This is a genomic window from Bacillus sp. LJBS06, from assembly GCF_016924995.1.
Lineage (GTDB): Bacteria > Bacillota > Bacilli > Bacillales > Bacillaceae > Bacillus > Bacillus stercoris.
In genome coordinates, this window is the sequence record NZ_CP070483.1 from 3,260,545 (window position 1) to 3,285,610 (window position 25,066).

A 25,066-nucleotide genomic window follows, 5' to 3' on the forward strand; every position below is an offset into this window, starting at 1 on the left:
GACTTTGCCAATCCTCTGCGGTATCAGCACCTCCCTGTCCGGCAGACGCCATAAGAGTTTTTATGGCGTCTTTGCTATGTGAAGCTGGAGCTATCAATTCTACGAAATGTACCGTATGTTTTCCCACACGCTGTCTGACCGCTTTTTCATAGTAAAATGTCAGGCTAAAAAAATCCGGCTTTTAAAAGCCGGACTCCCGTCTATCTCCGTTCAACTCTTCTCTAATCCTGCAAGCAGACCGCATAATCCCGCCATACCCGGTACACCGGCACAAATTCCCCGCCAGCCCCTCTTCTATGTCTTCGTCAGCCGGATGCGGGTTTTCCTCAAACAGCGCTTTAAGGGCAATCGTCATGCCCGGGGTGCAGTAGCCGCATTGGAAACCGCCTTCCTCTAAGAAAGCGGTTTGGCAGATATCCAGCTCTTCTTTTTGAAGCCCTTCGATGGTTGTGATGGAGTGTCCGTCTGCTTGATAGGCCATCGTCATGCACGCATTGGCCAGCCTTCCGTCGATTAGGATGGAGCACGCTCCGCAGCGGCCGATTCCGCAGGACACCTTTGTCCCGGTCAGCTGAAATTCCTTTCTAAGCAGGTCACTTAGACGTGTCGCAGGAACGACTGCAACCTCATACTCCTGTCCATTCACGGTCATCCGCAACTGTTCCTTTTTTACAGAAAACGGCCCGGCCTCTTTTACGTCCATTCTTTCATCCCCTTCCTGTCTATCGCGTTAAGAAGTTCTTCTCTTGAAATGGGCAGCTTATTTATCCAGCATCCGACCGCATCATGTATGGCCTTTACAATAGCTGGAGTGATGGCGATCGTTCCGATTTCGCCGACGCCGCGCGGACCGTGGGAATCGCCTTCCATCAGCTCTTCTATCGCGGTCAGCTTCATATCTGGAACATCCTTCACACCGGGAATGATATACTGGTCCAGATTCTCCGCCGCATAACGGCCGTCCGTCATTTTGGCTTCCTCCATTAGTGTGTAGCCGAGCGCCATTGCAGCGCCGCCTTCAATTTGACCTCGATAACCCTGCGGACTGACAACCGGACCTGCTGCAATAGCATGCTCACAATCTATCACTTTGACATCGCCTGTTAACAGATCTACCTCCACCTCAACGGCAGCTGCACCGAAAGAATACAAGAAATGACTGCCTGGTGCTACGACAGGATCAGGCGTTGTTGGAAAGTCAAATGCCGTTTCCTCTGTCAAAGGGCCTTTTTCAGCCAGCTCCTTATACGTCACCACGAGCGCCTTTGTGTTTTTGTCACGCAATCCTGCAGCGCCGGGAATAAGGTTTTCCGCTGAACAGCCGCTCCATTCTGCCGCCCGTTTTTTCAACTGAGCTAGAAACGGCTTCTTCAAACGCTGGATCGCGTGCCACACCATGCTTGTGCCGCGGGATGCTGTGGAGGAGCCTGACTTCGGTACTTTTGCGGTATCCCCAATAACAATGGAAATATCCTCCGCGGCACAACCTAACTCCTCCGTGACAATATGTTCAATCGCTGCTAGAATCCCCTGTCCGCATTCTTCAAATCCAAACGAAGCAGTGATTTTGCCTTCACTAGAAAGAGACAAACGGCCTCCCGCCGCATCCATTCGGCCATACCCCAGCCCTCCGCCGTGCATTGTGATTGCCGCTCCCGTGCCTCTTTGCAGATACCCGCATTTCCGGCTTGTTCTTGTAAGAATGGGAGATTTAGAAATGGTGTCCAACACTTGCGCCGCTCCGTCAGTTGGTGCAATCCGATGCTCAAGCGGCCCCAAGTCATGCGGATTTCTGATATTTTTCCCTCTCAGCTCCAGCGGATCAATGCCGAGCATGCTGCTGAGACGATCTAGATGGGTTTCGAGTGCAAATGTGATTTGGTTGCCGCCAAAGCCTCGAAATTCTCCAGCCACCCCGTTGTTCGTAAATACAGATATTCCTTCAGTCCGGATATTCGGAATACGGTACGGCCCCGCCGCGTGCTCGACAGAAAAGTCAAGAACTGCCGGTCCAAGCGTAGCATAAGCGCCTGTGTCCGCCACAATTTTCACGTCATGCGCCAATAGATTTCCTGCATGATCCGCACCCGTTTTTATCGTAATCTTCATCGGATGGCGCTTAATGCCAGAACGTACAGATTCCTTTCGTGTTTGATGAACTTTGACCGGGTGTCTGCTTTTCAAGGCCAAAAGTGCTGCATACGGCTGGATATTCAGTTCATCCTTCCCTCCGAATGAGCCGCCCATCGGACTTGACACAACCCTGATCTTCTCTTCAGGAATGTCAAAAATACGGGCAAGCTGGAACCGGTCTTTATAGCCGTGCTGCGTGCCTGCATACATCGTAAAGCCGTCATCATCCTCCGGAACGGCTACGCCTCCCTCCGTTTCCATATACGTATGCATCTGCCGCGGCAGCTCATAGGTTTCTTCAAGGACTGTGTCAGATGCTCGAAAACCCTGTTCCACATCACCGTTTGAAAAAAACGCGCGGTGCAGGATATTCCCGTCCTCGTGCAGTCTATGCGCGCCCGGCTGAAGCGCTTTTTCAGGTGAATCAATGACCTCCAGTTCTTTATACTCAACGCAAATCAGCTCCAGCGCAGCCTCCGCGATTTCCTCCGTTTCCGCAGCAACTGCGGCGATCGCATCTCCGACATGCCGCACCCTGTCCTCGCATAAAACCGGCTGATCAGGGATGACAAGGCCAAATCGGTTTAAGCCGGGAACGTCTTTATGCGTGACGACGGCCCGCACGCCTTCCACTTTCTCAGCTTTCATGGTGCAAATCGACACAATCTCTGCATGAGGATAAGCACTTCTCAGCACTTTGCCATACAGCATTCCTGGAAAGCTGAGATCGGTCATATATTTCAGTTCCCCTGTGACCTTTTCGCTTCCATCCGGCCTGACTCTTGATGGTTTGTTGATGATCATTTATTCCCCTCCCTCAGCCATCAGCTCTGCCATGATGACGTTGGCAGCGGCTTTTTTTCTGTATGCCGCTGACATAAAAGCATCTGCGGAAAACGGCAGCTCATGGATAAGTGTTTTGTACAGCTCATGCGGGTCCCACCCTGGTGCCTTCCATTTCGCTTCGCTGTCCAATAATCTCTCAGGTGTGATATCGGCATGGCCAGCGGCGAGACGAATGCCGCCGTCTTTCAAAAAACGTCCGGCTGCAACAGCAACCGCTCCTGTAAAAGCCTGACGTCTCCCAAGCTTGCGGTAAAATACACGCTCTCCCGCCACCCGCGGGATGATGACACGCGTGACGATAGCCGTTTCAAAGTCTCCATCCACGAGCCAAGCGCCTAGCGGCAGCCTGATCTGTTCCTTTTGATACACGATAAGCTCAGCATCAAGCACAAGCAAAAGCGGAATCAAATCACCGATTTTACTCGCTATGTTTCCGCCAATTGTCGCCTGGCTGCGAATTGCAGGTGCGGCGACAGCGGAAGCAGCCTCACTGAAGCAGCTAATTGCGCTCTTGATTAAAGGGTTCTTTCTGCATTCACTCAATGTGGCCAGCGCCCCGATCGACACATGGGTGTCACTGACGCTTATCCCTCGCATCTCGTCAATCCCATCAAGGCTGACAAGGTGCTGTTTCGGCAAAATTCCTTTGTCCCACTGAAGCTGAAGCAGCGTGCTTCCCGATGCGGCACATACATCCGGAGCAAGCTGCTGCAAAAGCGAATAGGCCTCATCAAGCGCTGACGGCCTCCACAATTGAATATTCATCCTTTCTTTGGTCACTTGGCCGTTCAAGCCATCACCCTCCTTACCATGTCATATTCCTCCGGTGTATCAATATCCTCCAACTCACCGCTTCCCTTTGCCTCCAAAACCGCACCTGCTCCAAGCTTTCCGCTTTTCAGGAGCCTGCGAGCCCCTTCATCTCCCTTTAGCCCCTTTACATAAGGAAAACAAGCCGATGAGAAGTAGATTGGCGGGGTGAACGTCCCTAAAAATGATGACACGGCAAATGACTCAGGAGCCAGTGCCACAAGGGCATTGAGATGATCAACGGAAAGAAAAGGCTGGTCGGCTAACAAAATGACAACGCCGTCCGCCCCCATGCTTTCTGCTTTTCGCACCCCGCTGCTGATTGAATGCCCCTGACCCTTTTCCGCGTCTGGACAAACATGCAGGCTCCAGCGTTTTTGAAAAGGCGGTGCTTGATATGGCGATCCTATCCACTCAAGGGAGGCATGCTTTGTCCGCTCGACGACCAGCACATGATCAAGGCGGGACAACAGAGCAGTTTTCAAAGAAAGTGAGCCGATGGTTTCTTCTTTTAGCGGCAAAGCCAGCTTGTTTTGGCCCATTCTTTTGCTATTGCCGGCAGCGAGAAATACCCCAATCAGATAGGGGCTTCTCATACAACCGCCACCCGTTTTCTTGTTTGAATGATTTCTGCAACTACACTTACCGCAATTTCCTCGGGACCTTCCGCACCGATGTCCAGCCCGACCGGACTGTAAAAGTGAGACGGAGGCTGTTTTCCGTTCAGCAGCCGTTTTGTACGATTTGCCGAACCCAACAGTCCAATATAATGGAGATTTTGAGAAAATAAGAAGTTGATGATCATTTGATCGTGCTGATAATGATGGGTTGCCACAACTGCTGCATCATGCGAAGAAAATTGGAATTCGCTGAGCATTTGTTCCGGAAAAGCGGTGATCAGCTGATCCGCTTTTGGAAAAAGAGAGGATGTGCAATAAGCGGGCCGCCAATCCGTCACGATAACAGAAAACCCTGTATCAGCCGCCAAATTGGCCAGCGGTACAGTATCCGGTCCCGCCCCGAACAGAATGAGACGCGGTTTCGGTTCAATTCGCTGAATAAACATGTTAGTTGGCGGATCGAAATGCGGTAAATGAAGCGTTGAAACAGTACGTTGAATATTTTGCAGAGGCGCGTCCGGCCAGTTCCCAAAATGCCCATTCTCCGTCAGAAATAAATAATGGGAGGATTCAATCTTTACAATAGAAGTGACAGCTTTGCCTGAATGAAGGCATTCCCTCACTTTTTCATAGTGGCGCCTTTTTCCCTGAGTGATTCGCTCCGCATGAACATGAATCATGCCGTTACACCCGGCTCCCATGCCCCAGGACAGATCATCCTCCGCCCGCATGTCGTAGGGAAGCAGCGCTGACGTGAGCTGATCGCCCAGCGCACTGATTCGTTGGCATAAATCTTCTTCCACGCACCCGCCGCTCAGCAAGCCAATCCGCTGGCCGCTTTTCTTAAAGAGCATAGAAGCGCCTGCTTTTCGATAAGCGGAGCCTTCAACCTGAACAATGGTCGCCAGCACAGCCTCCTCCTGGTCTTCCAGGAGCGCGTCTAACACCGTGTGGAAATTTCCCAATGCTGCATCCTCCCCTCAAAAATTGCTGTGAGAAACAACGAGTTCCGCGTGATTGTATGGGTAACTTGTATAAAGAATAGATGATGGAAGAGAGAATGACTCATGATTTGTCAGAAAATGAAACACATAGAAAGAGGATTTGTAAAAAGAGTCAAACGAAGAAAATCAAATTGGAGAAAACACGAAATGATAGCTTAAAAAGCTTGCGGAGGTCCGCAAGCTTTTCTTTACACCGCTGCCTGGCGGCCAGCGTTTTCATATACATCAAGCGCCGCTTGGAGCGCCTTCCCTGCTTCGATACCTGCATTATGCCTGAGAAGCACAGCCTCTAAACCGGCAAGCACTAATAATACATTTTCTTTTCTGCAGCTGTAGCCCATCGTGCCGATTCTCCAGATCTTCCCTGCCAGCGGGCCGAATGAGCTGGCGATTTCGATGCCGAATTGTTCCAGCAGCACACGACGGACAGACTCGCCATCGATGTCGCCGGGAATTTCAACACAGGTGACAACAGGCATTTTGCAGCTGTCATCTCCAAACAATCTTAGCCCCATTGCCTTTATTCCTGCCGCTAATGCGGTTTCATGGTACCGATGCCGCTCAAAACGGGCCTCAAGGCCTTCTTCAAGCACCAGCCTGATACCCTCACGCAAGGCGTACAGCATCGTTGTCGCTTCTGTATGATGATTGAGCCGTCTTTCGCTCCAATAATCCTCAAGCTGGCTCAAATCAAAGTAGTTGCTTGTAATTGGCCGATTTTCCGAAAGTGCTGCCCTGTCAGCTTGTGTCGCAATCCCGCGCTCCACCTTTTTGCGGGCTGCAATCACGTCCGCCACCCGCTCATTATATGTAATCGGCGCCATTCCTGATGGCACAGACAAACATTTTTGCGTCCCGCCGATGGCAGCGTCAATCTTCCATTCATCGACTTTGACCTCACAGCCCCCGATCGTTGCGACTGCATCGACGATAAACAATGCATCCTCAGTGCGGCAGGCTTCACCGATCGCTTTCAGCGGGTGAATCCGTCCTGTCGATGTTTCTCCATGCACCATCGCCACAATTTTCGGCTTCACTTTTTTTATCTCCCGTATGATGTCCTCCGGGTCAAAAACCGTTCCCCATTCGCACTCAAGCGTATGAACATTCGCCCCATACCGCTCGGCGATTTCAGTCAGCAAGTAACCGAAACGGCCGTAAATGGGAATGAGCACATCATCTTCCGGCTCTATTACGCTAGCCAGCACTGCTTCAATACCCGCCCGTGAAGTGCCGTCAATCGGGTATGCCCAGCGGTTTTTCGTTTGGAACAGCTCCCGAAGCATCTCCATCGTTTCATTCATAATACCTGTAAACGCCGGATCAAATTGGCCGACAACCGGGGTGCTCATTACTCTTAATACACGCGGATCAACCTCAACGGGTCCCGGCGTCATAATCGTTCTTAACGGGGTGCATAATTCTCTTCTGCCTGACACAGCCATTCCTCCTTTATCAGTAAGCCAGTTTGTGTAATAAATCAGTCAGTGCGCGGACGCCGATCTCAAGCTGTCTGGCTGGGGTATATTCCTTTGGCGAGTGGCTGATGCCGCCCCGGCTTGGCACAAACAGCATACAAGCAGGATAACGCCTTCCAATCATTTGCGCGTCATGCCCAGCTCCGCTCACCATTTCCTCACAGCTGATGCCGTTTTCTAATGCTGTTTCAAAAGCCGCAGCCTTCAGCCTTTCATCCATCGGCACAGGCTCTATCTGCATATATTCATCAATCACGGCACGAATTCCTTTTTGATGGCAAATACCATTGATCAAAGCAACCATGTCTTTATGAAACTGCTTCAGCACGTGCTGATGCTGATGGCGAATATCGATTGAAAACTGGACGCGGCCCGGTATGACATTGGCTACATTGGGCTCTGCCGTTATTTTTCCGCATGTCAGACGGAGCTCCTCCGGCTGCTCCTCCGACCGCAGCAGCAGCTCATGAATGATACGGCTGCTGGCTGCGAGCGGGTCCTTGCGCCATTTCATGGAGGTGGTTCCCGCGTGATTGCATTCCCCTTCCAGCGTGACGAGATATCGCCTCTGCCCCGCAATACTTGTCACAATGCCGAGATCCCGGCCTGACATTTCCAACGTCTGCCCCTGTTCAATATGAAGCTCAACAAAAGCGCTGATATCTGTCCGATATGCCGGCTGAAACACACCTTTGCCAAAACCGCACTCATGCATCGCAGTTTGCAGCGAGACTCCTGATTCGTCTCTTGGCTCTGCTCCATCCTGTAATGAAAAAACACCCGTCATATTCCCTGATCCCCAATAGGTCATTGGAAAACGGCTGCCTTCCTCCTCACATAAGGACACCGCTTCGAGTGTTTTTTTCGGCGCTCCATAGGCCTCTTTGAGCTGCTTTATCGCAAGCATTGCCGCCAAAACACCATAGGCGCCGTCGTATTTCCCGCCGTTGATGACAGTATCGATATGTGAACCGGTTACAATGACTTCATCCGGAGACTGGGTGCCCGAAAGCCTTCCAAACACATTCCCGACATCGTCGAATCTTGTCTCAAGCCCGAAAGAAGACATTTCTGTTTTCACGGCAAGCTGTGCGTCCATCCACTCTTTTGTGTATAAAAGCCTCGTTACGCCGCCGTCCGTAGACGCACCGTATTGGGCGAGCCATTCAATATAATCTGTGATGCTGTTTTTTACTGAATGCTTCTGCTTTTCCATGTACTCCCCCCTCTGGCCGTTATAGTGACTTCATTATAGAAGGAGGAACATGATAGTTCATTGGCATATTAACCAAAAAAACGTTTATTTTTTGGTCACAGTATCTAGCAATCAGGTTCACCCTATACCTGTCAGAAGTCAAAAGAAAACACGGTAAAGAAGAGAGCCAGCAAGAGCGAAAGAGAGGGTCAAACTGCCTTTCATATGTACGAGCTAAGCTTGGGAGGAGAGGCGGTAAAAACAGAAATGGCGCAGCTTGCAAAAACAGGACCTAAGGATATGGGAACAGGACATTTCCGCCTCCTCCAAAGGAACTAATTTACAATTTTAATGAAAAATATACAAAATGACACTTCTATCCTTTATGTCAATTTTAGATAATAGACATGATCTCATAAAAGGAGGGCAAGTGATGACAAAAAAAGCATGGTTTCTGCCGCTCGTCTGTGTTTTCTTGATTTCCGGATGGTTTGCGCCGGCAGCTTCAGCAAGCGGGCAAACCGCATTAAACCTTAATGACCGATTGGCGTCTTCCCCTTCAGGAACAGGGAGTCTTCTCTCATTAGCCGCCCCCGCTGCACCCTATGCTGACACAGATACCTATTATGAAGTGGCTGAAGGCAAAACAGGAGACTCGCTAAAAAGCGCCCTGCACCGCATCATCAGCGGACACACGATGCTGTCCTACAGCGAGGTGTGGAACGCGCTGAAAGAAACTGATGAAGACCCGGCTAATCGGAATAACGTCATCCTGCTCTATACGAATGAATCGCGGTCCAAAAACCTGAACGGCGGCAATGTCGGCGATTGGAACCGCGAGCACGTCTGGGCGAAATCCCATGGCGATTTTGGTACGAGCAAGGGACCTGGTACTGATATTCATCATTTGCGCCCGGCTGATGTCCAAGTTAACAGCGCCAGAGGAAACATGGATTTTGACAATGGCGGCACTGAATATGCAAAGGCACCCGGAAATTATTATGACGGCGATTCATGGGAGCCCCGTGATAATGTGAAAGGCGATGTTGCCCGCATGCTGTTTTACATGGCTGTCCGTTACGAGGGTGATGACGGCTACCCTGACCTTGAGCTTAATGATAAGACAGGCAATGGCTCAGCTCCTTATCATGGCAAACAATCTGTCCTGCTCGAGTGGAATAAGCAGGATCCGGTTGACGACCGTGAGCGGAAAAGAAATGAAATCATTTATGAGAAATATCAACACAACCGCAACCCATTTATCGATCACCCTGAATGGGCGGATGAGATTTGGCCGTAAGAAAAAGGTGCTCCTAAAAAGGAGCACCTTTCCTAATACACAGCCTCTTCTGTTTCCGCATCGAAAAAGACGACGTGATCCATTTTCACTGTGAGCTGGATTGAATCGCCTGCTGCGATTCGCGTGTTTCCATCCAGGCGAACCGTCAGCCGCTCGCCCCCAGCCATGACATGCACAATGAGCTCTGAGCCCAGATTTTCATTCACTTCTACCTTTGCTTTAAACACTGAATCAAACACCTGTTTATTTCCTGTCATTTGTGTGATGTGCTCCGGCCGGACTCCGGCAATCATTTGCTCTCCGGCATATCCGTTTTCCTTCAGCCGCTTTGCTTTTTCTTCAGGAATATGAAGACGGATCGAAGGGTTTGTGAAAAACAGCTCGCCATGCTGCTGTTCTATAACGCCTTTTAAAAAGTTCATTCCGGGAGAGCCGATGAAGCCTGCGACAAACAGATTCGCCGGGTAATGATAAATGTCATGAGGTTTCGCCACTTGCTGGATTTCCCCTTCATTCATGACGACAATCCGATCTCCCATTGTCATTGCTTCGGTCTGGTCATGCGTGACATAAATGATCGTTGCCTCTAATCGCTGGTGCAGCTTGCTGATTTCTGTCCGCATCGTCACTCTTAGTTTTGCGTCCAGATTAGAAAGCGGCTCGTCCATTAAAAAGACCTTCGGCTCCCTTACAATCGACCTGCCAAGCGCCACCCTTTGCCGCTGCCCGCCGGAGAGCGCCTTTGGTTTTCTCTTCAGCAAATGTTCAATTTCTAAAATTCTGGCTGCCGCATGAACCCGCTCGGCAATTTCCTGCTTCGCCATCTTTCTGAGCTTTAATCCAAACGCCATATTATCAAAAACCGTCATATGCGGATAAAGCGCATAGTTTTGGAATACCATCGCAATATCACGTTCTTTTGGGGGAAGATCATTGACCCGCTTCCCATCAATGAGAAGATTTCCTTCAGAAATGCTTTCTAATCCAGCCACCATCCGCAGCGTTGTTGATTTTCCGCATCCTGACGGCCCCACCAGCACCAACAGCTCCTTATCCTTTACATCTAAATCAAAGTTCTTCACGGTTAATTGTGAGTGATATGATTTTTTGACGTGTTCGAATGTTAATGAAGCCATCAGAACATTCCCCCTATCTTTTGATCGTTATTTCGTCACTGGAAACAACTTGGTCTTTCTGTTATTTTTAGAGTAATCGATTCCCATTTTTGCTATATTTCTAAAATAAAAAATGTAAATTTGTATTATAACGTCATAATACATTATAATATAAATAATAGGTTAAAAGGAGGCTACCCTTTGTTAAACAACGGAAGTTCTACACCTTTATACATTCAGCTAAAACAAATCATCACTGATGACATCAAAAAGGGCGTGTATTCCCCAACCGCCAAGCTGCCTACCGAAAATGAGCTTTGCAGCAAGTATAACGTCAGCCGCATCACCGTCAGGAAAGCCATTCTCGATTTAGTCGAAGAAGGCTATCTCATCAGGCAGCAGGGAAAGGGAACGTTCGTTAAAAGCCCTAAATTAAAACGAGAGCTAATCGCTGTAAACGGCTACTCGGAATTTATGGAATCAACCGGCAAAAAACCGAAGCACCAAGTGCTGTCCCATGACATCATTCCAGCGCCAAAGCCCATCGCCGAAAAGCTTCAAATCCATCCCGAGAGCCCTGTCGTTGAATTAAAACGCATTCTGTATAACGATGACCAGCCTCTCACCTTTGAAGTGACGCATTATCCGCTTGATTTGTTTCCCGGCATTGATACCTTTATTGCTGACGGTGTATCTATGCATGATATTTTGAAACAGCAATACAAAGTTGTACCCACGCACAATACGAAACTATTAAACGTTGTATATGCCCAGCAGGAGGAAAGCAAATACCTGGATTGTGATATCGGGGATGCGCTGTTTGAAATTGATAAAACCGCTTTTACATCAAACGACCAGCCAATCTATTGCTCACTGTTTTTGATGCACACAAACCGTGTCACTTTTACCATCAACAGCCCCTACACATAACAGGCATAAAAAACGAGACACTGCTTATAGTATTCTCGTTTTTTCACTGCTTCCCCCGTCCTCCAAGCGATAAGGATAGCCATAGCCGAAAGCCCCGTACACACCGCATGTTTTCGCAGCCGTTTCGGCGGCCTGGCGCAAAGCGTACATTATATCCTGCTTCACGCAAAAGGCAGTCAAAAAGCCTGCTATAAAAGAATCTCCCGCTCCAAGTGTATCTATTATATCAGTTTCCACAATCGGCTGATGATAGATTCGATCACCCGCAGACAGGATTGCACCTTGACCCCCTCGAGTCATACAAACCATTTTGGCTCCGTACCCATGAGCTGTTTTGGCAAGCTCGCCGCATTCCGGCTCACTCAAATCGCTTCCTGAAAAAAACGCATATGTCACATAAGGACAGACCCTCCTCAAATAATCATCCTCCCGATTGGTTGAAAAATCAAATGAGACAGGGACAAGCCCGCACAGCTGCGGAAGATCGTTCTCAAGCCTGCTGTACACGCTCGTATGCAGCAGATCATGCCTGCTGATAAAAGATACATCTTTCTCCTGAAACGCGAGGCGAAGCCGAGACTGAATGCCGCCTTTATTTGATCTGACAAAAATACGGTCCCCCTGTTCATCAAGAGTGACAATCGCCATCCCGTTTTCTCCGTGCGCCTGGCGGATATAATCTGCATTGACCTGCTCCAGCTTGAGAACGTTCAACAGATGTGCCGCTGCTTCGTCATTGCCGACGATTCCGATATAAGAAGACTCATGCCCGAGCCGCTTGGCAAGCACAGCAACGTTTAAGGCATTTCCTCCCGGGTAAAATGTTTCTTGATCCTGGTAGTAATCGACAACATTATCTCCAACCGCAATCAATTTCATTTCGCTTCCTCCTTCATCCTTTTACACTTCCGCTTGCAATCCCGCGGACAAAATACTTCTGCATCAATAAAAATAAAATAATAATCGGCGCGGCTGAAATCGTTAACCCGGCCAGCAGAACGCCCCAATCCGTCTGCAGCGCGTCTCTGAACTGCATCAGCCCAGCTGGAATGGTCCGCAAATTCTCATCATCTATGAAAATAATCGCAAACATAAACTCATTCCACGTATGGTAAGCCGTCAAAATGCCGGATGTAACTAAAATCGGCACACTCATTGGTAAGAAAATTCTGAAAAATACTCCGAAACTTGTACATCCATCTAAATAAGCCGCCTCCTCTAATTCTTTGGAAATAGAAAGAAAATAAGAGCGGATCAATATGATGGTGAATGGGATCCGGTAAGCCGCATACGGCAGGATCAACGCCCAATACGTATTGTACAGGCCCAGCGACTGAATAATAGAATAAAGCGGCACAAGACTGACCTGCGGCGTCAGCATCAAACCGCCAAGACAAAGCACCAAAAAGAATCCTTTTCCTTTGAACTCAAACCGGGAAAGGCCGTACGCCGCCCACGCACTGATAAAGACAGTAATCACACACGTCAGCACCGTAACGATGACGCTGTTCATAAAATAAGAAGAAATCCCCTGGTTCCAGGCGGACACAAAGTTTTCCGGATGCCACGAAGACGGCAGCGACCAGCTGTGCTCAAAAATATCGTCAGAGTTTTTAAAGGCGCTCATCACCATCCATAGAAGCGGATAGGCAATCGCAATCAAATAAAGAAACAGAAAAACCCACACAGACGTTTCTCCGATGTACCATTTTCGCCTAGGCTTTCTTTTGACCTCAATGTGCTGGTCAGGCACAGGCTCCAATCTGAACGAATCTGTCTTCTTCTGAGGCAGCATCTGTTACTCCTCCTTTCCGGTTTTAAAGAACTTCATTTGCATGAGCGACAATGCGAGCGTAATGATTAACACGACAGTGGCAATCGCTGAGGCGTAGCCCATCATATCCTTTGTAAAGGCACTTTTATATAAAAACGTGCTCAGGACTTCTGACGCGTTTCCCGGCCCGCCGCCTGTCAATATGTACGGCTCATTAAATACCGTAAAGGCCCCAGTCAGCGTCATGACCACCGCCACAAAAGACATCTCTTTCGTCTGTGGAATAGTAATATGAAAAAACTGCTGAATTTTACCCGCGCCGTCAAGCCGGGCCGCTTCATACAGTTCATCCGGTATTTTTTGGATCGACACGATGTACAGCATCGCAATATAACCGACAGATTGCCACTGGGACACAAAAATGACAGAAAGCATAGCTGTGCTGTCATCCCCGAGCCAGGCTCTCGTCAGCTGATCAAGACTGATGGCCTGAAGCAGCTGATTCAAAAGCCCTGTCTCCGGATTGTAAATAAAATCAAACAAAAGCGCGATCACCGTCATGGAGATGACAACCGGCAAAAAGAAAACGGTACGAAAAAACGGCGACCATTTTCTGACCAGCTTATCCTCAAGCACCGCCGCCAAAATCAAACCGCCAAATACCTGGCATACAATTGAGATCACTGCGTAAAGCACATTATTGGTAAGCGCCTGATAAAAGACAGGATCATGAAACAATTCAACATAGTTTTTCAAGCCGATAAACGTTTTTTCCGGAGAAAAAGAACTCCACTGAAACAGGCTGAGGAAGACATTCTCAAAAATCGGGATATAAACGAAAAGTAAAAAAACGAGAGCGGGCACCAAAAACAAATAGGGGATTATTTTATTTTGATTGACCAAGGGTATCTCATCTCCTTTATAAAAAGAAAAGGTGCGAAGCTTCACCTTTTCTTTGATTTATTCAGCTGACGCCCTCGCCTGCTTTGCTGCTTTTTGAACGGCTTTCATCACCTGCTGCGGTGTCATGTCGCCGCCAAGCATCTGCTGGACGCTCGTTAGGTACGCATCTGCGACTTCAACATCGACATCCATATCAAACCATGGAACCATTGATTTGGCATCAACAATATGCTGAACGGCTTCACGCTGAATGGCTGTTGAATTTTCTTCAGTAGCCGTACCTTGCACCGCACTGTATTTTCCAACATCTTTCACGAGCTTTTCTCCCATTTTTTTCGACGTCAGGAACTGCAAAAACTCCATCGCTTCCTTCGGATGTTTTGTTCTTGAGGAAATCATGAATCCTTCCGGCGCTCCCGTTAATGCTTCTGAAGATCCTTTTTGCCCGCTGATTTCAGGAAATGGGAACATCCCGAGGTTAACCGGTTCAACCAGCTTGATTTCCGCTGTTTCCGCATATATCATCGCCGACTTTCCGCTCTTAAATTGCTGTCTCACATATTCATGGTCGACGGAGTTTACATGTTTATTGAAGTAAGGCGTCAGCTCTTGAAGCTTTTCAAGGGCTTTTACGTAGCCTTCATCAGTAAATTCACCCGTTTTGGCGTTATAGTCCTTTTCCCGTGTTTTTTCATCGACCATCCGCTGATTAAGCGTGCCGATATAGTGCGAGATTGTCCAAGTCGCCTTTGTTCCGAAGCTGATCGGTGTGTAGCCATGTTCCTTCAGCTTTTTTGACACCTTGATTAATTCATCCCACGTCTTCGGGGGATCAAGATTCAGCTTTTGGAAAATGTCTTTATTATAGAAGAATGATTTAGCGTCCATTTGCCACGGCACGCCATATTGCTTGTTTTCATAAGTAAATGGTGTAATTTGCGATTGAACGAGCTGTGATGACCAATCGGTGTCATTTTTGTAGTAGGACGAGAGATCAAGTGCTTTATTGCCTCTGATAAATTTATAAGCAAACTCATCGCTCCAAGAGAAGTAAATGTCAGGAGGGCTGGTGGTTCCCAGCATGACCTTAATTTTATCTTTATAGGAGTCATTTAAAACGGCTTCAATTTGAATATCGATATCTGGGTGTTCTTTTTCAAATTCCTTCACAACTTCTTCAAAATAACTTTTTTCCGGCTCCTTCGGCCATCTGTGGAAAAACTTCAATGTCACCTTTCCGTCCGCTGAACTGCTTTGGCTCGAACAGCCCGCAATGGTGAACATACTGACAGCTGCAATGATCAAGAACAACAATATTTTCTTCAAAGGGTTGGCCTCCTCTGGACATTAGACTATAATGTTATATAACATTATAGTCTAATGCATAATGGTTCCTCATTTTCAGATCAATACTCAACTTTCCACATATATCTTCTATGAGATAAAGGATGATTTCTCGCCTCTGCCAGCTCGTCTGCATAGCTTCTCAGCACACGGTTGAGAACGAGCGGAGCAAGGTAGCCTTTAACTGAATCGTCAATTGCAGTGAAGTCGTAAGATGCAGCATCAAGCACAGTGAGCTTTTTGCCATACTTTTTCGAGAAGGTAAGCGCCCGCTCTTCAAGAGGCCTTGTTTCATCTAAACCGAGCAGGATGATAAACGGCACGGATTCATCAATAATTTCAAACGGTCCGTGAAAATATTCTCCGGCATGAATGGCGTGGGAATGAATCCATTGCATTTCCATGAGAATGCAGATGCTGTAGGAGTAAGCGACACCGTAGTTTGCACCGCTTGCCATTGTATAAATAATGCTTTCTTTTTCATGAGCTTTTGCAAACTGCTTTGCGTTGTCAGCTTCCTGCTTAAGGGCTTCTTCATACACAGCCTGTAATTGGTCTAAGCCTTCAATTGCCTGTTGAAATTTCGTATTGTTTTCTAAAACTTGCAGGGTTCCGAAAACGATTTGATACAGAACGCCATAGTTCGTATTGATCGCAAGCGCCTCATCACCCCAATCGTACTGGGCAACGTATTGCGCTTCCTGCGCTAAAGGAGACTCCGGCTTATACGTCATCGCAATCGTAAGTGCGCCTTTGCCTCTCGCAAACGCAGCAGCTTTGACTGTTTCCGGGGTATTTCCCGAATGCGAGCACAAAATAACAAGAGACTTTTCGCCAAGCTGAACAGGGTTGCGCTGAATAAATTCATTAGAACTGTAAAGGTCGGAGTTGATTGATTTTGACTCTCTGTCAAACACATATTTACTCGGGTACATAATGGCCGAAGATCCTCCGCATGCGACAAAGAATACGTGGTCAATGGTTTTCCCTTTCAAATCCTGCAAGAAAGCTTGAACCTCACGATTTACTTTTGCTGTGGCCTGACTCAAATCCTTCACTCCCCATTTTTATTATATAACGTTATATAACATTATATATTGTTATATTAAAGTCCACAGCCAGGATTGTCAATATTATTTTCTGAAATTTCTCAATAATTGTAGACTAGACCTATAAGTGAAAAAATGCCCAAATGAAAAGCCAGAACTTCATTTAAGCTCTGGCTTCGCTGTTCAATCCGCAGACTGACGTCTCTTATTTAAAAAATGCCTTGTCCACATTGTACTTCGATTGTTGTGTATTGATGATATAGGTTTCGTAAATATCTCTTTCCATTGGATCATCGACTACACATACTTCAATTTTATATACTTCGTCTCTGTGATGTTTGATCGGTGAGACATTGTCTTCAAAATGCTTCTTAATTCTCTGTCTTAACTTTCTGGCTTTACCGACAAACAGCAGCTCGTCATGAATGTTATAAAACATAAAGATGCCGCCTTTATCCCGTGGGATCTGGTGAAAGTCGATGAAGCCGTATATCGCCTTTATTTTCGGCTCGTTATCATTAGCTGACTGCTGTCGTTCAGTGATGGTGACATTCGGTGCGGGGATATCAATTTTTATCAAAATCAGTTCACGTCCTCTTTTTCATTAAAGATAAATGCTAACACATACAGAAAAGAAAAGCCAGAACAGCTTTATACTATTTGTTTGTCATGCTCTTACTTATTATGCAAGTGCTCCGGCTGGATCATAAGGGCTAAGGTCTAATTCTGTCTGCTTTCCGAGAACTAGCTTTGCGAGCTCTGCACCCAAGAACGGCCCCATCGTCAGGCCAGAAGCACCCAAACCATTAGCAGCGTACAGGCCTTGAACATTCGGCACGGCCCCTATGACCGGCAGAAATCCCGGTGTAAACGGCCTGAAGCCCACTCTTGTTTCAATGGCAGCGGCATCAGCAAGGCCCGGTGCAACGCCTAACGCTTTGCTCAATACTTCGTGCTGGCCTCCGGCTGTCACACGCAGATCATCAAGACCGGCATCGTTTTCGTGTGTGGCGCCGGCTACAATTCTGCCGTTATCAAACGAAAGAATGTACTGATCACTCGGCGGCATCACAACCGGCCAGAATCCTGTATCTGCATCTGTCATTTCAAAATGCATAATCTGCGCTTTCTGAAAAGACACTTGAAAATGAATGCCAAGAGGCTTCATGATTTCATTGGCCCATGCCCCCGCCGCCACAATCACCGCGTCTGCCACAAACTGCTTTGTATCTGTTCGCACGCCGGTGACTGTTCCGTTTTCAAAAAGCAGGGATGCATTTCCTTTGATGATCTCTGCGCCGCGTTTCTCCGCAGCGCTTAAAAGCGACCGGCACAGCGCTCTTCCATTCACGCGGGCGGCCCCGCTGATATGAACCGATTCATAGCCATCAGCCAAAATCGGAAACAGTTTTTTCGTCTCGCTCGCGGATAAGCGGGTAATCTCACCGATCTCTGGCGCATCCTCCCGCCTCTTATACGCCCGCTCCTCCATCTTATCGAGCTTCGCCGGATCAGTATGAATGCTGATCGCACCGACACGCTTGTATCCCGTATCTGTTTCTCCGTCCTCTTCCAATTGATGGATTAAATCCGTATAGTACCGTGCTCCTCCCTTTGCAAGCTGGTACCAATCCTGATTACGGCGCTGTGAGAGCCAAGGACAGACGATCCCCGCCGCCGCATCAGTCGCTTGTCCCGGCTCTTTCCGGTCAATGACAGTAACACGAGCGCCTGATTTTGCGAGATGATAAGCAGTCGACGCGCCGAGAATTCCTGCGCCGACGATGATGTAGGATTTCATATGCAAACACCTTTTCTATTATGATATCTATTCATTTTACCAAATCAAATGCTTTCCTTCGACCTTTTGCCCTAATGTGGAAAAACCGCGAAGTTCGTCCAATCTCTTTACTCTCCTATCGAATATTCTGTCACTATCAATAGAGAAAGGATGATACCATGAGCGAAAATCGTCATGAAAATGAAGAAAACAGACGCGATGCGGCAGTCGCAAAAGTCCAAAACAGCGGTAATGCAAGAGTCGTGGTCAGCGTAAACACAGACCAGGATCAGGCACAGGCTCAGACACAAGACGGAGAAGACTAATGAACGAAAATATCATTCCTATCAACAGACATGCACAAGAGATACCCACTACTGAATCTGCTATCAAAAACAGCGGCAACTCAGAGGTTCATATCGACATTCACATTGATACAATGCCAATTGCTTTTGCTATATTATGCTCCGCATTAGCCGCAAAGCAGATGACAAAAGAGGAATTCGATATGGCTTATACTCAATTGCGAGAGATGAACAGAGAAAATAACAGCAGATCATCTGTAAAGCAAATTATCAACCAGGAAATAGAAGAGGAGTAAAAAACCGCGGGTCCTGCGGCCAGCGGTTTTTCTTCTTCATACAAAAAGGACGCGACTGAAAACCAGTCACGTCCTTTTTTGTGAAACAATTAACCGATTGACCCTTCCATTTCGAACTTAATCAAACGGTTCATTTCTACTGCGTATTCCATTGGAAGCTCTTTTGTGAATGGCTCGATGAAGCCCATTACGATCATTTCTGTCGCTTCTTCTTCAGAAATACCGCGGCTCATCAAGTAGAAGAGCTGCTCTTCAGATACTTTAGACACTTTCGCTTCGTGCTCCAATGAAATGTTATCATTTAAGATTTCATTGTAAGGAATTGTGTCTGACGTTGATTTGTTATCCATAATAAGCGTATCGCACTCGATGTTAGAGCGGGCGCCTTCCGCTTTGCGTCCGAAGTGGACGATTCCGCGGTACGTTACTTTTCCGCCCTGTTTTGAAATCGATTTTGATACGATTGTGGATGATGTGTTTGGCGCAAGGTGAATCATTTTCGCACCTGCATCCTGATGCTGGCCTTTACCCGCAAGAGCGATAGAAAGCGTCATGCCGCGCGCGCCTTCGCCTTTTAAGATACAAGCCGGATATTTCATTGTCAGCTTAGAACCGATGTTGCCGTCGATCCATTCCATTGTTGCGTTTTCTTCACAGATCGTACGCTTCGTTACAAGGTTGTAAACGTTGTTTGCCCAGTTTTGGATCGTTGTATAACGGCAGTAGCCGCCTTTTTTGACGATGATCTCAACAACCGCACTGTGAAGTGAGTTTGTTGTGTAAACAGGCGCAGTACAGCCTTCAACGTAATGAACGCTTGCTTCTTCGTCAACAATAATCAGTGTACGTTCGAACTGGCCCATGTTTTCAGAGTTGATACGGAAGTAAGCTTGAAGCGGCGTTTCCACCTTCACGCCTTTAGGCACGTAGATGAAAGATCCGCCGGACCAAACAGCTGAGTTAAGCGCCGCAAACTTGTTATCAGTCGGCGGGATTACTTTTGCCCAGTGCTCACGGAAAATATCTTCATTTTCTTTCAGCGCGCTGTCCGTGTCTTTAAAGACGATGCCTTGCGCTTCAAGATCTTCTTTCATGTTGTGGTATACAACCTCAGATTCGTACTGAGCAGAAACACCCGCAAGGTATTTTTGTTCAGCTTCAGGAATACCGAGCTTGTCGAATGTTTGCTTAATTTCGTCAGGAACTTCATCCCAAGAACGCTCTGAACGCTCAGACGGTTTTACGTAGTACGTAATTTCGTCAAAGTTCAGTGAGTTTAAATCTCCGCCCCATTGAGGCATCGGCATATTGTAGAAATGCTCAAGTGATTTCAAGCGGAAATCAAGCATCCATTGAGGCTCTTCTTTCATGCGAGAAATTTCTTCTACGATTTCTTTTGTCAATCCGCGCTCTGAACGGAAAATGGAAACGTCCTTGTCGTGAAAACCATACTTGTATTCACCAATATCAGGCATTTTTTTAGCCATCCATTTTCACTCCAATCCTTTTAATTGCCGCCTTCTTCTTTTGCGACTCCTTTTTCAAGTGCTTTCCATGACAGGGTTGCACATTTGATACGGGCAGGGAATTTTGAAACGCCTTGAAGGGCTTCAATATCCCCGAGATCTATAGAATCATCATACTCTTTCCCTTGCATCATATCCGAGAAAATCTTAGACATGGAAAGGGCAGTTTCAATATCTTTCCCTTTAATCGCTTGAGTCATCATCGAAGCGGATGCCATTGAAATGGAACAGCCTTCCCCTTCAAATTTCGCATCTTCCACGATGTCTCCGTCAAGCTTCATTGTCAGCCTGATTCGGTCGCCGCATGTCGGGTTGTTCATATCCACGACGATGCTGTCATTTAAAACCCCTTTATTGCGCGGGTTTTTGTAATGATCCATAATCACCTGTCTGTACAATGTATCTAAGTTCGCATTAAAAGACATTTGTAAAATACTCCTTTGTCTTTTGAAGAGCTTCCACAAGCTTATCAATCTCTTCCTCTGTATTATACAGATAAAAGCTTGCTCTTGCAGTAGCAGTTACATCCAGCCATTTCATCAGCGGCTGCGCGCAATGGTGGCCGGCTCTGACTGCGATTCCCTCCGCATCAAGCACAGTCGCCACATCGTGCGGATGAACATCATCAAGGTTAAATGTAACAAGCCCGGCACGCTCTTTTGGCCCGTAAACCGTTACGCCGTCAAGCTGGCGGAAGCGCTCAAGCGCATAAGCTGCAAGCTTGTGCTCGTGGCGGGAAATCTCATCAAGACCGATTTCTTCGAGAAAATCAATGGCGGCACCGAGACCGATTGCTCCTGCAATAATCGGTGTGCCCGCTTCGAATTTCCACGGAAGCTCTTTCCAAGTTGATTCATAAAGCCCGACAAAGTCGATCATTTCACCGCCGAATTCGGCAGGCTCCATGTTTTCCAGCAGGGCTTTCTTTCCGTACAGCACACCAATACCGGTGGGTCCGCACATTTTGTGGGAAGAAAGCGCAAAGAAGTCGCAATCGAGATCCTGCACGTCAATTTTCATGTGAGGCGAGCTTTGTGCACCGTCCACCACAATGACAGCCCCGTTGTCATGAGCGATTTTCGCCATTTCTTTAATCGGGTTGACCGTGCCGAGGACATTAGATACATGAGACACTGCAACAATTTTTGTGTTGCTTGTGACCGTTTCTCTGACGTCTTCTAAAGAAATCGTTCCGTCTTCCTGCAGCGGAATATATTTTAATGTGGCGCCAGTCGCTTTGACAGCTTGCTGCCACGGAATGATATTCGCATGATGCTCCATGTAGGTAATGACCACTTCATCACCAGGTTTCAGGTTGGCGCGCGCATAGCTTAACGCCACCATATTCAGTGATGTGGTCGTGCCTTTTGTGAAAATAATCTCAGCCATTGACTTCGCGTTAATAAACTTGCGGACTTTTTCACGCGCTCCTTCATAACCGTCTGTCGCTCTGGTTCCAAGTGTATGGACGCCCCGGTGAACATTGGAATTGTATTGGTTATAATACTTATCCAGTGTTTCAATGACAGCACGCGGCTTCTGGGAAGTCGCCGCGCTGTCGAGATAAACGAGATCATGTCCGTTCACTTGCTGATGAAGGATCGGGAACTGTTCACGAATATCTGTGATATTCATTACTTCACTTTCCTTTCGATAACAGAAACCAATTGTTTCTTAACGCCTTCAATCGGAAGTTCATTTACTACCGGTGCAAGGAATCCGTAAATGACTAAGCGTTCTGCTTCTTCTTTCGGAATACCGCGGCTCATCAGGTAGTAAAGCTGAATAGGATCCACACGGCCGACAGATGCCGCATGTCCTGCAGTTACATCGTCTTCGTCAATTAAAAGAATAGGGTTAGCGTCTCCGCGTGCTTTTTCGCTGAGCATCAGCACACGCGATTCCTGCTCCGCATTCGCTTTAGAAGCGCCATGTTCGATTTTGCCGATTCCGTTAAAGATAGAAGAAGCAGAATCCTTCATTACACCGTGCTTCAAGATATAGCCTTCAGAAGCTTTACCGAAATGGATGATTTGTGTTGTAAAGTTTTCTGTTTGCTCTCCTCTTCCGACAACAACCGTTTTCGTATCGCCGTATGTGCCGTCACCGTAAAGGTTTGTTGTGTTTTCGGAAATCGTGTCGCCGTCGTTCATCAGGCCGAGAGCCCATTCGATTTTGCTGTCGCGTCCGCGAGCAGCGCCGCGGCGGTTCACATAAGTTGTCACACCGCTTGACAGATTATCCACCGCACCGTATGTCACGCTGGCATTATCACCTGTGATGACCTCACTGATAATATTGAAGACAGCGTCTTTCGGGTTTACAGTGCTGATATAGTTTTCTACATATGTGACAGAGCTGTGGTCTTCAGCCACAATCAGCACGTGGTTGAATAGAGCTGTATCATTGCTTTCGTGGACATAAACAGCCTGAACCGGCGTCTCCACCTCAACATTTTTCGGAACATAAAGGAATGCTCCTCCGTTAACAAGAGCCGCGTGAAGTGCAGTTAACTTATGCTCATCAACCTTCACGCCGTCCTTCATAAAGTATTTCTCCACCAAGTCGCTGTGCTCGCGAGCAGCAGTCAGAATATCAGTGAAGATAACGCCTTTGTCTTTCAATTCTTGAGAAAGTGAAAGGTATGCCGGCGTCTGGTCACGCTGTACGTATAATGTTTTATCTTCGTTTTCAACGTCGATCAGCGCTTTTGCTTCATCAGTCAAATCTTCTAATGAAGAAAGCGGTTCGTTATCAACTGTATGCTTCGCGAAATTCGTGAAGTTCCAATTTGTGATTTTAGTTTTGTCAGGCTTCGGCATCGGCAGATCCTCAGCTTGTTCAAGAGCCTGTAAGCGCAGGTTTTTCAGCCAGGCAGGTTCTTGATGCTTTTCCGAAAAGCTTTTGAGATACTCCTGATCTACGGATAGTTTTGTATCTAGTGTCATATTAATCCCCCTAACGCTTACGCTTCTTGGCCAACAGTTTCGTCTTCAATGCCAAGTTCTTGTTTGATCCAGTCATAACCTTCTGCTTCAAGACGCTGTGCAAGCTCTGCACCGCCGGATTTGACAACGCGGCCTTGCATCATAACGTGAACAACATCCGGAGTGATGTAGTTTAACAGGCGCTGATAGTGAGTGATCATCAGGCAGCCGAAGTTTTCGCTGCGCATTCTGTTGATCCCTTTAGATACAACTTTCAAAGCGTCAATATCAAGACCTGAGTCGATTTCATCAAGGATGGCGATTTTCGGTTCAATCATCATTAATTGAAGAATTTCGTTGCGTTTTTTCTCCCCGCCTGAGAAGCCTTCGTTAAGATAGCGCTGAGCCATTTCAGGGTCCATTTCAAGGAACTCCATGTTTTCGTCCATTTTGCGGATGAATTTCATAAGAGAAATTTCATCACCTTCTTCTCTGCGCGCGTTGATTGCTGAGCGAAGGAAGTCGGCATTTGTCACACCGCTGATTTCACTTGGGTACTGCATCGCAAGGAATAAGCCTGCCTGCGCACGCTCGTCCACTTCCATCTCCAGTACATCTTTGCCATCAAGCGTGATGCTGCCTTTTGTTACTTCATATTTAGGATGCCCCATAATAGCAGCTGATAAAGTGGATTTACCAGTTCCGTTCGGGCCCATTACTGCGTGGAATTCTCCACCTTTTATTTCAAGGTTTACACCCTTTAAGATCTCTTTCCCTTCGATTTCAACGTGAAGATCTTTGATCGTTAATGTTGAAGCAGCCATATCTATACCTCCAAAATATATAATCATTATTCTCATTTTATTCTCATTCTAATTTTATAACAAATGAAAAGTAAATACAACTTTTTATCGTGCCTCGCACATTCCTCAAGTTTAACAAAGATCAGCACTTTATTAAAGCGATTGAAAAAGAAAAAGAGTGGATTCCCACCCTTTTTTAAAAGATTGATTTTCTCAATAAGCTCCTGCAGAAATCCGCTTGCTTTTTTGATAATCAAGCTCTCTCTGCCGCTCTACTTTCATTCTTGTTTCCAGCCGGCGTCCGTATTCCTCGTATCCAATTCCGTGTGACAGCTGCATCGCTTTTTCCATTTCTGACGTATAATCGAGGTTCAGTCTGTCCTGGCTGCTGCAAATAATGAATCAATCCCTTCATATATTTGCTTTCTATTTTATCAGTGCTGCGTTTGATGCCGCAAAAAGGATATGGCTTGAAATAGCGGCAGATGTGACGAAAGCATCCATTCAGATCAAATGAGAATGGTTTTTCGGAATATTCCTTCTCTTAATGCGTGGTGTTTCCGAATTCCTCAATGCACTGCTGGACAACTGTCACGCCTTGACTGAAGGCCGCGCCGCCTCCAAATGCCGCTGCCACACTGACGGCTTCGAGAATGTTTTCTTCTGTCGCTCCCTGATCAAGACAGCCTTTTGTATGATAGATCATGCAATATTCGTCCTGAGCATTGATGGCGATTCCGAGGGCGATCAGCTGTTTTTCTCTTTCAGTCAGAGAATTCCCGGCAAAGCACTGTTCAGTAAACTCGTTAAATTTCCTTCCCATCAGCGGCATCTTTTGTTCAAATGTGCCTAAACCATGTTTATATTGTTTTAGCGCGTCCTGCATGCTTCCAATGTCTTGATTCAAAGAAAATCCCTCCATCTGTTT

The 25,066-nt window shown here is 47.1% G+C and carries 26 protein-coding genes and 1 pseudogene; 5 read left to right on the top strand and 22 right to left on the bottom strand.

Going from position 1 to position 25,066, the window contains the following annotated elements; all coding sequences use genetic code 11:
• Positions 1-181 precede the first annotated feature (181 nt).
• The 7 genes from pucE to allC form a co-directional block, all read right to left on the bottom strand.
• Positions 182-703: a xanthine dehydrogenase subunit E gene (gene pucE / locus JQX68_RS16630; RefSeq protein ID WP_014665280.1), complete on the bottom strand. Its 522-nt coding sequence runs from the start codon at positions 701-703 to the stop codon at positions 182-184.
• Positions 694-2,937 carry a xanthine dehydrogenase subunit D gene (gene pucD / locus JQX68_RS16635; protein ID WP_147772497.1) on the bottom strand — a complete coding sequence of 748 codons (2,244 nt, stop codon included), beginning with the start codon at positions 2,935-2,937 and terminating at the stop codon, positions 694-696. The genes pucE and pucD overlap by 10 nt, the downstream gene beginning before the upstream one ends.
• On the bottom strand, positions 2,938-3,771 hold the full coding sequence (gene pucC / locus JQX68_RS16640; RefSeq protein WP_014665282.1) for a xanthine dehydrogenase subunit C: 834 nt from the start codon (positions 3,769-3,771) through the stop codon (positions 2,938-2,940).
• Positions 3,768-4,385, bottom strand: coding sequence for a xanthine dehydrogenase accessory protein PucB (gene pucB, locus JQX68_RS16645; protein WP_014665283.1), 618 nt, complete (start codon positions 4,383-4,385; stop codon positions 3,768-3,770). The genes pucC and pucB overlap by 4 nt, the downstream gene beginning before the upstream one ends.
• Positions 4,382-5,374 (bottom strand): XdhC family protein, encoded by a 993-nt coding sequence (locus tag JQX68_RS16650; RefSeq protein ID WP_041521420.1) that lies wholly within the window; start codon positions 5,372-5,374, stop codon positions 4,382-4,384. The genes pucB and JQX68_RS16650 overlap by 4 nt, the downstream gene beginning before the upstream one ends.
• Positions 5,375-5,601: 227 nt before the next feature.
• Positions 5,602-6,852, bottom strand: a complete 1,251-nt coding sequence (pucG, locus tag JQX68_RS16655; protein ID WP_147772498.1) for a (S)-ureidoglycine--glyoxylate transaminase — start codon at positions 6,850-6,852, stop codon at positions 5,602-5,604.
• Between the two features lie 16 nt (positions 6,853-6,868).
• Positions 6,869-8,107, bottom strand: a complete 1,239-nt coding sequence (gene allC, locus JQX68_RS16660) for an allantoate deiminase (protein WP_014665287.1) — start codon at positions 8,105-8,107, stop codon at positions 6,869-6,871.
• Positions 8,108-8,360: 253 nt separating this feature from the next.
• Between allC and JQX68_RS21785 the strand changes: the two are divergent.
• Positions 8,361-8,438, top strand: a pseudogene (locus tag JQX68_RS21785) (hypothetical protein); the annotation flags it as partial.
• Between the two features lie 81 nt (positions 8,439-8,519).
• On the top strand, positions 8,520-9,386 hold the full coding sequence (locus JQX68_RS16665) for an endonuclease I family protein (protein WP_069150260.1): 867 nt from the start codon (positions 8,520-8,522) through the stop codon (positions 9,384-9,386).
• Between the two features lie 32 nt (positions 9,387-9,418).
• On the opposite strand, the gene JQX68_RS16670 is transcribed toward JQX68_RS16665, so the two are convergent.
• A complete protein-coding gene (locus tag JQX68_RS16670) occupies positions 9,419-10,522 on the bottom strand; it encodes an ABC transporter ATP-binding protein (protein WP_069840295.1) in 1,104 nt (367 codons plus the stop codon).
• 180 nt (positions 10,523-10,702) lie between these two features.
• On the opposite strand from JQX68_RS16670, the gene frlR reads away from it, so the two are divergent.
• Complete coding sequence (gene frlR, locus JQX68_RS16675; protein ID WP_040081902.1) at positions 10,703-11,431, top strand: transcriptional regulator FrlR; 729 nt, start codon at positions 10,703-10,705, stop codon at positions 11,429-11,431.
• Between the two features lie 24 nt (positions 11,432-11,455).
• On the opposite strand, the gene frlD is transcribed toward frlR, so the two are convergent.
• From frlD to JQX68_RS16710, 7 genes are all read right to left on the bottom strand, one after another.
• Positions 11,456-12,310 carry a fructosamine kinase FrlD gene (frlD, locus tag JQX68_RS16680; RefSeq protein WP_014665292.1) on the bottom strand — a complete coding sequence of 285 codons (855 nt, stop codon included), beginning with the start codon at positions 12,308-12,310 and terminating at the stop codon, positions 11,456-11,458.
• Positions 12,311-12,323: 13 nt separating this feature from the next.
• Positions 12,324-13,226 carry a carbohydrate ABC transporter permease gene (locus JQX68_RS16685; RefSeq protein ID WP_069150263.1) on the bottom strand — a complete coding sequence of 301 codons (903 nt, stop codon included), beginning with the start codon at positions 13,224-13,226 and terminating at the stop codon, positions 12,324-12,326.
• A gap of 3 nt (positions 13,227-13,229) precedes the next feature.
• A complete protein-coding gene (locus JQX68_RS16690) occupies positions 13,230-14,108 on the bottom strand; it encodes a carbohydrate ABC transporter permease (protein ID WP_103030966.1) in 879 nt (292 codons plus the stop codon).
• Between the two features lie 57 nt (positions 14,109-14,165).
• Complete coding sequence (locus JQX68_RS16695) at positions 14,166-15,434, bottom strand: ABC transporter substrate-binding protein (protein WP_147772499.1); 1,269 nt, start codon at positions 15,432-15,434, stop codon at positions 14,166-14,168.
• 80 nt (positions 15,435-15,514) lie between these two features.
• On the bottom strand, positions 15,515-16,501 hold the full coding sequence (gene frlB / locus JQX68_RS16700; RefSeq protein WP_014665296.1) for a fructosamine deglycase FrlB: 987 nt from the start codon (positions 16,499-16,501) through the stop codon (positions 15,515-15,517).
• Positions 16,502-16,706: 205 nt separating this feature from the next.
• Complete coding sequence (locus tag JQX68_RS16705) at positions 16,707-17,081, bottom strand: nucleotide excision repair endonuclease (RefSeq protein WP_040081896.1); 375 nt, start codon at positions 17,079-17,081, stop codon at positions 16,707-16,709.
• Between the two features lie 102 nt (positions 17,082-17,183).
• Positions 17,184-18,302: an NAD(P)/FAD-dependent oxidoreductase gene (locus JQX68_RS16710; protein WP_147772500.1), complete on the bottom strand. Its 1,119-nt coding sequence runs from the start codon at positions 18,300-18,302 to the stop codon at positions 17,184-17,186.
• A 158-nt stretch (positions 18,303-18,460) separates the two neighbouring features.
• Between JQX68_RS16710 and sspG the strand changes: the two genes are divergently transcribed.
• Both sspG and JQX68_RS16720 read left to right on the top strand, forming a co-directional pair.
• Complete coding sequence (gene sspG / locus JQX68_RS16715) at positions 18,461-18,607, top strand: acid-soluble spore protein SspG (protein ID WP_014665300.1); 147 nt, start codon at positions 18,461-18,463, stop codon at positions 18,605-18,607.
• The gene (locus JQX68_RS16720; RefSeq protein ID WP_014665301.1) at positions 18,607-18,882 is read left to right on the top strand and encodes a hypothetical protein; all 276 of its coding nucleotides are present in this window, start codon (positions 18,607-18,609) and stop codon (positions 18,880-18,882) included. The genes sspG and JQX68_RS16720 overlap by 1 nt, the downstream gene beginning before the upstream one ends.
• An 89-nt stretch (positions 18,883-18,971) precedes the next feature.
• On the opposite strand, the gene sufB is transcribed toward JQX68_RS16720, so the two are convergent.
• The 7 genes from sufB to JQX68_RS16755 form a co-directional block, all read right to left on the bottom strand.
• Entirely contained in the window at positions 18,972-20,369 is a 1,398-nt protein-coding gene (sufB, locus tag JQX68_RS16725) for a Fe-S cluster assembly protein SufB (RefSeq protein ID WP_003240854.1), read from the bottom strand.
• Between the two features lie 20 nt (positions 20,370-20,389).
• Entirely contained in the window at positions 20,390-20,833 is a 444-nt protein-coding gene (gene sufU, locus JQX68_RS16730; RefSeq protein WP_003222809.1) for a Fe-S cluster assembly sulfur transfer protein SufU, read from the bottom strand.
• Positions 20,823-22,043, bottom strand: coding sequence for a cysteine desulfurase SufS (sufS, locus tag JQX68_RS16735; protein WP_147772501.1), 1,221 nt, complete (start codon positions 22,041-22,043; stop codon positions 20,823-20,825). Before sufS ends, sufU begins: the two co-directional genes overlap by 11 nt.
• On the bottom strand, positions 22,043-23,356 hold the full coding sequence (gene sufD, locus JQX68_RS16740; protein ID WP_014665303.1) for a Fe-S cluster assembly protein SufD: 1,314 nt from the start codon (positions 23,354-23,356) through the stop codon (positions 22,043-22,045). The genes sufS and sufD overlap by 1 nt, the downstream gene beginning before the upstream one ends.
• Positions 23,357-23,373: 17 nt before the next feature.
• Complete coding sequence (gene sufC, locus JQX68_RS16745; protein ID WP_003327022.1) at positions 23,374-24,159, bottom strand: Fe-S cluster assembly ATPase SufC; 786 nt, start codon at positions 24,157-24,159, stop codon at positions 23,374-23,376.
• Between the two features lie 192 nt (positions 24,160-24,351).
• Positions 24,352-24,489: a YuzK family famiily protein gene (locus JQX68_RS16750; protein ID WP_014665305.1), complete on the bottom strand. Its 138-nt coding sequence runs from the start codon at positions 24,487-24,489 to the stop codon at positions 24,352-24,354.
• A gap of 193 nt (positions 24,490-24,682) precedes the next feature.
• Positions 24,683-25,060, bottom strand: a complete 378-nt coding sequence (locus tag JQX68_RS16755; RefSeq protein ID WP_147772502.1) for a carboxymuconolactone decarboxylase family protein — start codon at positions 25,058-25,060, stop codon at positions 24,683-24,685.
• Positions 25,061-25,066 lie beyond the last annotated feature (6 nt).